This window comes from Rummeliibacillus pycnus, assembly GCF_044359855.1.
Lineage (GTDB): Bacteria > Bacillota > Bacilli > Bacillales_A > Planococcaceae > Rummeliibacillus > Rummeliibacillus pycnus_A.
On record NZ_CP132291.1, the window covers coordinates 3,094,724 to 3,105,539 of the forward strand.

The following is a 10,816-nucleotide window of genomic DNA, read 5'->3' on the forward strand; positions in this document are numbered from 1 at the left end:
CCCAATTACACTACATGATGTAGTTTAAAGAAGGAGCATTTTAATATGTCTAAGAAATTATTTTGGATTATCGGCATTATTGCCGTATGTGTGATTGCACTTATTGTGTTAAATGGAAAAGGTGGAAAGTCGTCAGCAATAATTGACTATAAGGACCAACCATTTTTAGGTGAAAAATCTGCACCAGTTGAGATCGTTGAATTTGGTGACTATAAATGTCCACATTGCGGTGAATTCAATAAAAATGTTTTACCTTATATTGATCAGCAGTTCGTCCAAACAGGGAAGGCTAAGCTTTACTTTATGAATTACGCATTTATTGCCCCTGATTCTAAAACAGCAGCACTTTTTGCAGAAACAGTTTATCAACAACTCGGTAACGAAAAGTTCTGGAAATTCCACGAGCTATTATTTGCAAATCAAACAACAAAAGATGGCAAAGAAAACTTAATGAACGAAGATTTCCTAAAAACAGTGTTAAGTAAAGTAGCAAGCAAAGATGAAACAGAAAAAGTAGCGAAAGCATTCAAAGAAAATAAAGCAGAAGCTGCCTTTGACAAAGATATGAAAACTGCAAATAAATTGAAGGTACAAGCAACACCTGCAATCTTCATTGGTGGTAAAGAATTCAAAGGAAAAACAATGGATGACTTCGCGAAAATGGTAGATGAGGCTGCAAATGATAAGTAAACCTTTACTATTCGCGTGGATTACATCGATTATCGCGATGGGGGGAAGCCTGTTTTTCAGCGAATATATGGGCTTCATCCCATGTACACTTTGTTGGTATCAACGAATTTTGATGTATCCACTTGTTATTTTCCTAGGCATCGCCTTTTATCATAACGACAGAAATATTTATAAATACATTCTACCGATTTCAGTGATTGGTATGATTATGGCGGGCTATCACTATGCACTACAAAAAATTCCGTCCATGCATGAGTTTGCCACATGTTCAAGTGGTGTACCTTGCTCTGGACAATATATAAATTGGCTCGGCTTCATTACGATTCCGTTGCTATCATTGATCGCTTTTACAATGATTACAGTTTCGATGATTATACTTTGGAAACGTAAATAATATGTCTATTCTTGAAGGAAGGACAATAAAAAAATCTATGAATCATAAAAAGAAAATAAGATTTTACTTACGTCTGATTATTTTGGTCGTACTGTTTGGGGCGATCGTCTTTACCATTTACAATACGGCAACTAAAGAGAAAGCTGACATGTTGCAAGTAGGTGATAAGGCTCCTGATTTTGTACTGGTTGATATGAATGGGAAAAAGCATCAATTATCGGAATACAAAGGCCAAGGCGTCTTTCTCAATTTCTGGGGAACTTGGTGTAAACCTTGCGAAAGGGAATTTCCCTTGATCGACAAGCAATATCAGGCACATAAAGGCCAAGGTCTACAAGTATTAGCTGTCAATGTTGCTGAACCCGAGCTTTCTGTTCAAAAATATATTGACCGAAAAGGATTAACTTTCCCTGTCCTAATCGATCATACGAAATCAGTTATGAGAGCATATAATATCGATCCATTACCAACAACACTCCTCATTAACCCAGAAGGAAAAATAGAAAAAATCATCACCGGACAAATGAATGAATCCGACATCAAAGCAAACATGGAGCAGATCATGCCAAAGTAAGTGGAATTGAGTATGCCAGGAATGTTGTATATACAGCATTTCTGGTTTTTAAATGTCTCAACCCCATTGTCCGCGGCAGAAAACCCCATTTCCCCTAATATCGTAGCCGCGCTCAATCAGAGCAACTCAAGATCCTCAATAAAAAAGAGTTTGAGAAAACCTAAATTGTTGCAAGGGCGAATAAAATTTCAAAAGTAGCGAATAAACCTATCGAATTAGCGAATAAACCCATGGAAGAAGCGAATAAATCCATCCAAAGAGCGAATAGACCATCAAACTTGCAAATAAACCGAACCAAATCGCGAGTAACCCATTAAACTCGAGAGAAAACCAAAGACTCAACCCCATTGTCCGCGGCAGAAAACCCCATTTCCCCTAATATCGTAGCCGCGCTCAATCAGAGCAACTCAAGATCCTCAATAAAAAAGAGTTTGAGAAAACCTAAATTGTTGCAAGGGCGAATAAAATTTCAAAAGTAGCGAATAAACCTATCGAATTAGCCAATAAACCCATGGAAGAAGCGAATAAATCCATCCAAAGAGCGAATAGACCGATCAAAGTAGCGAATAAATCACTCAAACTCGCAAGTAAACCTCACATCCTAAACCCACCATCAAACTATCAATATTTCAATAAAAATCCAAATTCATCTTATACAAAGCACTTAAAATCATGCTATAGTTATTAAAAATCCATCATTTTCATAGAAAGGAAGGATCAACATGTCATCACAACAAAAGGCAACAAGAAAACTAACAACAGCAGTCATCTCTGCAGCTATGCTTGCGTCAACAATATCGATGTCACTACCTGCGCTAAAAGCAGATGCAAAGACAACTGTTACTCAATCTACAAAAACAGTAAAGCAAACAAATACTAGTAAACTAGGCCAAATCAAAAATGAAAAAGCCGTTATTTATAATTCACCAACCGCAACAAAAGGAACAAAAGCAGATATTAAGAAACTGAAGAGTACTTATTACATAAACAAAACAGCAGTATACAACAAGACAACCTATTACCAAGTGAGCAACTACAAAAGCACAACTCAACCATCAATTGGTTGGGTGAAAGCACAAGACCTCACAACCAAAACGTATACGATTAATAAAAACAGCACGACACCCAGATATATAACAGGAACGGGTAAAGGCTACACAAGACCATGGGGCGGAGAGCGCAACGTCCTCTTCACATCCCTTAACAAAGACAAAGGGACACAGTTTAAATCAAAAACAACTGTAAAAGCCGGTGACGAAACATGGTACAACGGTACGCTAAATGGTCAAACAGTCTGGCTAAAATCAGACCAACTGACAACGAAAAAACCAATAACTGTAGTCAAACCGGTACTTAAAACAGTAAACAGACTTGGACGCATCAATACACAAATGGCCAACGTCTATCCAGATATCAATGATCTAAAAAAGTCAGCACAAGCAACGGAAAAGAAACTAGGTAAAACCTATTACATTACCCAACAAGCAACGATTGGAAAAGATATCTATTTCCAACTAAGCACGAACCCAACAAGCAGTGCAGCTAAAGTTGGCTGGATTAAAAGTTCAGATGTAAAATCGGTGACGCAAGCTACAGCTCAAATCCCAACAACGCAGCAAGCACTAACAGGAAAAGGAGAAGGCTACAACATCCAATGGGGCGGCAAAAACGATATTGTAGAAAAATCACTAACAGCATACAAAGACAAAAAAATCACCATCAACAAAGCAATTAAAGCAGGTGATGAAATCTGGTACCAAGGAAAAACAACGAACAACAAAAACATCTGGGTATCTTCAGAACAAGTGAAAAACTATAAAGAACCAAGCAAACCAAAACCTGAAGAACCAACTGATCCTTCAAAACCAACAGATCCGACAAAACCGACGGATCCATCAAAACCAGATACATCGCAACAACCAGAAGCAACAGCTATTACAAAAGTCGGCACACTAAAAGATACAACAACGAAAATCTATCAAGACCTAACCGACTTAACAAAAACAATTGATGCAGGCACGAACTATACAAATGAAAATTTCTATGTGTACAAACAAGCAATCGTTGATAACAAGACCTACTACGAAATTAGTCGAACAGACGGTACAAAAACCAAATCAGTAGGATGGATAGAAAAAGGTCAAATCACCTTAACAGATATCACGTCATCTACCGCAACAAACGTAAAGCTTTACTTAACAGGTTTCGGCAAAGCATATAACATCTCAAGCGGCACGACAAACAACGTCGTTTATAGTTCACTTGCAAATTATCGAGCAAATGCCTTCACAGCTAAGAAAACAGAAGTCATCAATGGTAAAACATATTATCAAGGCAGTATCGGAGGCAAAACAGTCTGGATCACACCAGAGCAAGTAGGGAACGATTATTTAGCAGAGAACTTAAGAAAAACATCGAACATCACACAAAACGAAATGCAAGACTATCTTATAAAGAAAAAAGGTACTGGTATCAAAACAAACAATCTATACAAAATGATTCCAGCATTTCTTAAAGTTCAAGAGGAATACGGCATCAATGCACAATTCATGTTTGCCCATGCAATTTGGGAAACAGGGTGGGGAGGTTCATTAATCTCACAGTACAAAAACAATTTCTTTGGCTATCAAGCATATGACTCAGCACCATTCACATGTGCTTTATACTTCCCATCTGGACAAGCAGGACTCGAATATTATGCAGATGCCATCTATAACAAATATTTAAAAGCGGGTGCCATCTATAATAATGGTGTCAGCATTGCAGGGATGAATACTAAATATGCAACAGACCAAAACTGGGGTCGTAACATTTCAAGACTAATGGAAGAGATGAAACCCTATGACAGCACATATTATGGAGCTCATCCACTAAGTACATTAAATCCAGCACCAGTAGCGACTGTCTATAACCATATCATCCCAGCAGACAAACCACAGCCTGATACATTCTTTACATTTGATGATGGGATCACAGCTACTGCAACACTACTAACACCGGTCTACTCGATGCCTTATGCAACAACAGCTAGACAAATTGGAACATTAACATTAGGACAACCGATTACTATTTTAGGACACAACAAAGATATCTGGGACTATGAAGATAGTAAAGGTAATCTAAAAGGTCGTTGGTTCCGTGTCAGCTACAATGGCAATGACCAAGCATGGATCCGAAGTGATTACTTAAACATCCAAAATCTAGCGGTCACAAACGGAGATGGATCCAACGTTCGTGACAAAGCAACATCAAAAGACTCTAATATCGTGGCAACACTTAACAAAGATAAATATCTAAAACTAGTAACAGACTCAAAAGGTACAGCCGTAACAGCAAAAGACGAAAACAACACAACTTGGTACCAAATCTACATCCCAGGCACAACCACAACAGCCTGGATCAGCTCAACAATCATCACGAAATTCTAAAACCATAATTACCGAAGGCCCTAACCTCAAAAGAGATTAGGGCCTTCGTGTTTATAAAATGAATAGGATAATGATTTGTGAGTTGAGCCAAACAATTGGTGAGTAGTGCAAGCCAAGTCGCGAGTGGTGCAAGTTGTTGTGCGAGTAGTTCAAGTGAAAGCTTGAGTGGTGCAAGTAAACCATCGAGTTGTGCAAATCAAGTTAACTGGTGCCAATCACCCGCCAAGTAGTCCCAATCCCATCCATCCATCCATTCACCCCATCCCCACCCCATCAATAAGTAATACTAAACCCTCAACAATCATATACTTCCCTTTAGCTCTTCATGGATACACAACGCATATTATTCTGTAAATCAGGATAAACTTTGTCCGTCTCTACAAACGAATCCCAACATTGAGAAGCGTTCAGCAACCAACAAATTAACTAAAGGATGTTTTTATGAGAAAAAGCTACTTTGCACTATTCACCGCCATTATATGGCTCATCGTGATCTACAATATTACGGCCTCTCCCTCCGCAACTGGATCAAATACTTTGAATATAATCCACACATCATTAGGAATAAGTGAACCAGTAGCAGAAATCCTGAATTATCTAATTCGAAAGTTAGCACATATTACGGTGTTCGGCTTTTTAGCAATTATTTTGTATTTTGTTTTTAAAAAGAACAGAGTTTTCAAGGCATGGCTTTGCACAACCCTCTACGCGGGAACAGATGAAATTCATCAATTATTAGTAAGTGGAAGAACATCGTCAATCTTCGATGTAATGATAGATTCTTTTGGTGCTATTGTCGCTTTAACCGTACTTACCTATGCAATAAAAAGATATAAACAAAGAAGCCAGAGAAATGTAGTGACCAATTAACCCCGGCCGGCTACAATCACTCATACAATTCAATACTAAAAAAATCGCCTGATCCAATAAACGGTCAGGCGATTTTTTCTGTGAATAATAATATTCGAAAATAAAGCACATGAAAGCTCTTTTTATACAATTCATTAAAATGATTAGTGACATTAACACTATATAAATAGTTTTTTATGTAGGACATTTAATTCGTAAATAGCATGAAAAATTATATACTTCCACCTAGTACAAAAAGAAATCATTTCATTTTGCTACTTACTTCAAGACAATTTCACTATCGATTTCAGCGCAAATTCTCCAATTCCCTCGAATTAACGTATTTTTCAGTCATAGCTAATAAAAAAGCACCATATAATGAATCAGCTTTATAGTAGTTTCAATTTGGGATGAAGGAGGACTCGAAGTGCCATACAACAAACGATTGCCGTTACTAATGTTATTAGACTCTATCATAGTTTTCTCAGCAATATTTTTTGGGTATTTTTTATTAGATCCTATTATGAAGACTTATACAATGCCTTCGCTTTGGGTTAGTTCCATTACCTTATTAATAAGCCATCATCTATTTGCAACGATATACCGCATGTATCAAAATGCTTGGGAATATGCGAGCATTCGAGAATTGCTAGCTATTGTAAAGGCTGTTACATTCTCAATGCTAACAACAGCCATCATTCAACTAATCGTTTTCCAACATGCCAATATACGTGTACTGGCGATTACTTGGATGATGCATGTGATTTTAATAGGGGGCTCAAGATTTTCATGGAGAGTATATCGAGATCGTTTTATCACACCAAATCCCGATAAAAAACGGACGTTAATCGTTGGAGCTGGATCTGCTGGTACAATGGTCGTTCGACAATTATTAAAAAATACAGAAACTGACCTTTATCCAATTGCATTTGTAGACGATGACCCGACAAAAACAAAGCTACAAATGTATGGAGTAGAGGTAAAAGGGATGATTCAAGATATTCCAAAACTAGTAGTGAAATTGAAGGTCGAAAATATCGTCATCGCAATTCCTTCTCTCACAAAATCAGAGTTAAATAGAATTTACGAGGAAAGTGCAAAAACTAAAGCAAAGACGAAGATCATGCCATCTATTGAAGACCTCGTTTCAGGTAAAATTTCAGTCAATCAATTTAGAGATGTTCAAGTGGAAGATTTATTGGGCAGGGAACCAGTGGAATTAGATATAACGAGTATATCTGGAGAAATAACAGGGAAAACAGTGTTAGTGACAGGTGCTGGTGGTTCAATTGGATCTGAAATTTGCCGACAACTATGCAAATTCTATCCCAAACAGTTATTACTCTTAGGCCATGGCGAAAATAGTATTTACACAATTGACATGGAGCTAAGAAAATTCTATCAAGATGAAATTGAATTAATTCCTCTTATCGCAGATGTTCAAGATCAAGGGCGAATTTTCGAGATAATGGGTAAGTATTTGCCAGATGTGGTTTATCATGCAGCAGCACATAAGCATGTACCATTAATGGAATATAACCCAATCGAAGCGGTAAAGAATAACATTTTCGGAACAAAAAATGTAGCAGAAGCAGCACACACATTTGGTGTGGCTAGTTTTGTCATGGTCTCTACAGATAAAGCAGTAAATCCGCCTAATATCATGGGTGCAACAAAACGTTTTGCTGAGATGATCGTACAAAACTTAGCAAAAGAAAGCACAACAAAATTCGTGGCGGTTCGCTTTGGAAATGTCTTAGGAAGCCGCGGCAGTGTCATTCCTCTCTTTAAAAAGCAAATCGCAGCTGGGGGGCCAGTAACAGTAACCCATCCAGAAATGACAAGATATTTTATGACGATTCCAGAAGCTTCTCGGCTCGTGCTTCAGGCTGGGGCGTTGGCAAGGGGGGGCGAGGTATTTGTTTTAAATATGGGTGACCCCGTCAAAATTGTGGACTTGGCTCGAAATTTAATCACCCTATCAGGCTATACAGAAGAAGAAATAGGAATAGAGTTTTCTGGGATAAGACCTGGCGAGAAGCTGTTTGAAGAGTTGTTGAATGACAATGAAGTTCAGAAGAAGCAGGTATTTCCGAAAATCTTCATCGGGAAGGCTGAGCCAATCGACAAACAAAAGCTATACAAGGTGATGGAAACGCTACTAGATCTAGATTCCGAAGAAATAAAAGAAATCATCATCGAAATTGCCAATACCAAAATTAGCGAAAAATCTAAGCTGAGTAAAGCTGGTGCCTAAGAATAAAACTAAAAACTCATCAACATTTGAACGAAATGTAGATGAGCTTTTTTCTGTCTATGTATCAGTAGTAGTTACTGTAACTCCTAGGACAAGGACTTAAAACATCGTATTAGCGAATGAACTAGTAAAGAGAGCGAATTAACTGGTCATAAGAGCGAATAAACCAACAAAAAGAGCGAGTAAACTCCAGTAAAACAAGAGTGAAAATCAAAAACAATAATACTCTTCTTCGTCCGCAACCCAAACCACAGCAGTAGTAAAACAACCACTGCGAACAAGCAGACATAATTTACTAAAAGTACAAATACAATTAATAAAGGGCCAATAATATTTACCGAAATAGCAAGATATCTTAACAAAAGGCTGAACCGTAAGAAGAAAAGGTCTTGATTCGAATGTCTATTCATCTATGGTAATTAATTTATTGTTAAGCATAGACTTGGAGGGATTAATAATGAAGCATTTAATTAATACTCAGTTTGATCTTGCGATTTTAATAGCTCTGGAGGAAATTGGGGTACCGACGAGTAAAGAGAGGATAGTTTTTAAAACAAAACGCTTTTGGCAGAGGTGGAAAAAGCACAGTCAAAAGCAAGAAGTGACAAGAATAAGAGAACGTCTATCTGATTTGACTACAAGAGGTATTATTTTAGTAAAAATAGAAAATGGAAGAGCATCATATTACTTAAACAGAGATTATGAACCAAAGGACGTCATAGGTAAGTGCATGGGCGAGTTATTTAAGAGTGCTCCTATATCATTTTGGAACGATGAACGACTTTTCGGTTATGAAGAAGTAAATTATGACTCTCTTATTTTTACGTTAAAAGAGATTAGAGAGATTATTGCAAAGTATGATATATCCGAGTATGTTTAAAGACAATCAAAATTACAAATGCAATGTTACTCATTTGTAGTACTAATAATCATAAATTAAAATCTTCATCGCCTGATTAGTCGAGTCAATTCAGGTGGTGTTTTTTTGTGTTAAATAAATTCGAGGAAGTGATAATCATCCATCCGAATTGAAATGAAAGACTTAAAACGCACGAAACGAGGATACAATTCGATATTTCGAGAGTAAACGAATCGAATCCGGAATAAACCAATCCAAGGAGCGAATAAACGAACCCAAAGAGTGAATAAACGGACCGGATCCGCGAGTAAACTCCGACAAAATGCGAGTAAAAATCCCCCCCAATAATGCTCATCTTCGTCCGCGACTCAAAATCAAAGAAATACCAAAATCCCAACCGCGATCAAGCCGAGCAATCAATTCCTCGCCACCAAAAAAGGGATCTCAATAGAGAATCCCTTTCAAATTCCAAACGTCATTCACTCTAAATCACTCGTTCGATCAACCAAATTCCACCCAAAACAAATGCAAGACTTGAAACTCCAATAATCACTTGCTTTGAATACTTCGAGCGATATACCCAAGTTAGGACTGGCAATAGAAGTGCTACAATGGCAAGTTGAATAATTTCAATTCCGATGTTAAAACTAGCTAAATCAATAGCTAAGGAGCTTTTTGGTAGATTCATCTCTTTTAAAATATCAGCGAAACCCATGCCGTGGATTAATCCAAATACAAATGTTAGTACCCATCGATGACTAATATCTTTGCGGAAGATATTTTCCAATGCTACGTAGCAAATGCTAAGTGCGATAGCTGGTTCAACGATACTTGCTGGTACGTTAATGATACCAAGTACTGAGAAAGTTAGCGTGATACTATGTGCAACAGTGAATGCTGTAATCGTTGCCACAATTTGTTTGAAGCTTTGTCTTGCGATTAATAAGGACAATAAGAACAACAAATGGTCATAGCCAAATAATATATGATGCATACCAAGTTTCAAGAATGATAGCCATGAAGATGAAGTTGTTGTAGCAGTAACACCCGCCGATTTTTGCTCAGCATTTCCTTGGACTGATTCATTTTGTGCATTCGCTTGAACAGTTTCTCCATCACGATTATCACTTGCACCATTCCCTGAATCCTCCTGTGCCGTACCACTGCCATCAGCTTGTTGCTCCTGTTGAACTTCTGTAAGCAACATCGTCCAAGTTCGATTTTTACCCTCTAATACCCCCTCACTCTTCTCTCCCATATAAGAGGCAGTAATTAGATTGATATAATTTGTTGCGGAATCATTGTAATAGAATCCATCATTAAAATTCAGCGTATCACCAGGAGTAAATGCTGGGAAGATCATTGTGACTGTAAGAAATTCTTTGTTCTTCTTTTTGATAATCTTCATGTCTTTAACTTCAGGTGTTTGCTCTTGATTCCCTTTATCAAGCGTAAGCCCTTCAGTAATCAATTCTTCTAAATGATGCTTGTTCTTTTTGATTTCAGAAGAATCCAGAATCCAGTTTTTATTTTGATCAATAGAGGGCAATAGTTCAAATATAGATAACGTATCTAAAGAAAATTCCATTGTAGTTTTATCTTTTTCCATTGATATATTTGTATAACTAGCACTGTAAGCATGGGCAGAAGATTTCAATGGATGGGAAATAAATAAAATAAGAAATAAAATGGGAGTAATTAAAGTAAGATGTCCAATGTTAAACCTGGGTAATAATTTTTTGATAGATAATTTCATATGTATACC

8 protein-coding genes are annotated in these 10,816 nt (G+C 37.3%); 7 read left to right on the forward strand and 1 reads right to left on the reverse strand.

The window, feature by feature from the left end:
* Positions 1-45 precede the first annotated feature (45 nt).
* From Q8X41_RS15200 to Q8X41_RS15230, 7 genes are all read left to right on the forward strand, one after another.
* Entirely contained in the window at positions 46-690 is a 645-nt protein-coding gene (locus Q8X41_RS15200) for a DsbA family protein (RefSeq protein WP_397537105.1), read from the forward strand.
* The gene (locus Q8X41_RS15205; protein ID WP_397540282.1) at positions 683-1,084 is read left to right on the forward strand and encodes a disulfide oxidoreductase; all 402 of its coding nucleotides are present in this window, start codon (positions 683-685) and stop codon (positions 1,082-1,084) included. Before Q8X41_RS15200 ends, Q8X41_RS15205 begins: the two co-directional genes overlap by 8 nt.
* 37 nt (positions 1,085-1,121) lie before the next feature.
* On the forward strand, positions 1,122-1,658 hold the full coding sequence (gene resA / locus Q8X41_RS15210) for a thiol-disulfide oxidoreductase ResA (protein ID WP_397540283.1): 537 nt from the start codon (positions 1,122-1,124) through the stop codon (positions 1,656-1,658).
* 722 nt (positions 1,659-2,380) lie between these two features.
* Positions 2,381-5,086, forward strand: a complete 2,706-nt coding sequence (locus Q8X41_RS15215; RefSeq protein WP_397537106.1) for a glucosaminidase domain-containing protein — start codon at positions 2,381-2,383, stop codon at positions 5,084-5,086.
* Between the two features lie 441 nt (positions 5,087-5,527).
* Positions 5,528-5,956 carry a VanZ family protein gene (locus Q8X41_RS15220; protein ID WP_397537107.1) on the forward strand — a complete coding sequence of 143 codons (429 nt, stop codon included), beginning with the start codon at positions 5,528-5,530 and terminating at the stop codon, positions 5,954-5,956.
* Positions 5,957-6,362: 406 nt separating this feature from the next.
* Positions 6,363-8,192: a polysaccharide biosynthesis protein gene (locus tag Q8X41_RS15225; protein ID WP_397537108.1), complete on the forward strand. Its 1,830-nt coding sequence runs from the start codon at positions 6,363-6,365 to the stop codon at positions 8,190-8,192.
* Between the two features lie 457 nt (positions 8,193-8,649).
* A complete protein-coding gene (locus Q8X41_RS15230; protein WP_397537109.1) occupies positions 8,650-9,072 on the forward strand; it encodes a hypothetical protein in 423 nt (140 codons plus the stop codon).
* Positions 9,073-9,535: 463 nt separating this feature from the next.
* On the opposite strand, the gene Q8X41_RS15235 is transcribed toward Q8X41_RS15230, so the two are convergent.
* On the reverse strand, positions 9,536-10,807 hold the full coding sequence (locus tag Q8X41_RS15235) for a HupE/UreJ family protein (protein WP_397537110.1): 1,272 nt from the start codon (positions 10,805-10,807) through the stop codon (positions 9,536-9,538).
* Between the last annotated feature and the right edge of the window lie 9 nt (positions 10,808-10,816).

Bases quoted from the DNA above. Each gene is read 5' to 3' on its own strand.
- Q8X41_RS15200 (WP_397537105.1), top strand. From the start codon at position 46: ATGTCTAAGAAATTATTTTGGATTATCGGCATTATTGCCGTATGTGTG.
- resA (WP_397540283.1), top strand. From the start codon at position 1,122: ATGAATCATAAAAAGAAAATAAGATTTTACTTACGTCTGATTATTTTG.
- Q8X41_RS15215 (WP_397537106.1), top strand. From the start codon at position 2,381: ATGTCATCACAACAAAAGGCAACAAGAAAACTAACAACAGCAGTCATC.
- Q8X41_RS15220 (WP_397537107.1), top strand. From the start codon at position 5,528: ATGAGAAAAAGCTACTTTGCACTATTCACCGCCATTATATGGCTCATC.
- Q8X41_RS15230 (WP_397537109.1), top strand. From the start codon at position 8,650: ATGAAGCATTTAATTAATACTCAGTTTGATCTTGCGATTTTAATAGCT.
- Q8X41_RS15235 (WP_397537110.1), bottom strand. From the start codon at position 10,807: ATGAAATTATCTATCAAAAAATTATTACCCAGGTTTAACATTGGACAT.